This is a genomic window from Rhodococcus sp. MT28, from assembly GCF_058792695.1.
In genome coordinates, this window is the sequence record NZ_JBXAFD010000082.1 from 1 (window position 1) to 601 (window position 601).

Below are 601 nucleotides of genomic sequence, written 5' to 3' on the forward strand. Positions count from 1 at the left end.
GCCACGACCGACTCACTCACCGCAGTCGACGAGCAGGCCGATCCGCGGCTAGCACGCTCACGCAACCGGTTACTCGACGCGGCCGCGCCCAACTTCGGGGGTGTCTTGACGTGCCCAAGCAGGCGTTCTCGAACAAAGGTGGTCGGCTGGCGCTCCGGCCCGCGGCCACAACTGCCGCAGCACCTGCCTTCAATCCGGAAAATCTAGGTTCCCATGCGGAGCTGTCACTTCCGAGAAAGATGATCATGCCCGAGCACATGCCCATGCCCACACAGCAGGCATAACCCCTCGCTTTGGCTGCAAAGTGCCCACGTCGACGCGGATTCCACCACTGATCACGCCGTTGCGGTGACCCCGAGACTCAGGAAGATCCTGTCGGACCGAAATCTTGGTCGGCCCCTGGAGTACCACTGATCTCATGCACTGGGAACGGCCCCACACTGATTTACCGCATCCGCCAGCCCCCTCAACCCGTCGGAGACCGGGCGGCTCAGCGTCATGGATGCCGGAACTCGTTCGGAGAGCGGCCGGTCCATCGCTTGAAGGCGTGTGAGAAGTTGGTGAGGTCACTGTATCCGAGCTCCGTGGCGACCTCAGTCAC

General features: G+C 62.9%; 1 protein-coding gene and 1 pseudogene. One reads left to right on the forward strand and one right to left on the reverse strand.

Features of this window, described 5'->3' with window-relative positions; translation table 11 throughout:
• Positions 1 to 207: pseudogene (locus AC1Q6C_RS33720) on the forward strand (hypothetical protein); the annotation flags it as partial.
• 289 nt (positions 208 to 496) lie between these two features.
• Here the strand turns inward: AC1Q6C_RS33720 and AC1Q6C_RS33725 are convergent.
• Positions 497 to 601: helix-turn-helix domain-containing protein (locus AC1Q6C_RS33725; protein ID WP_492667138.1), on the reverse strand; the 105-nt coding region annotated here is incomplete at its 5' end.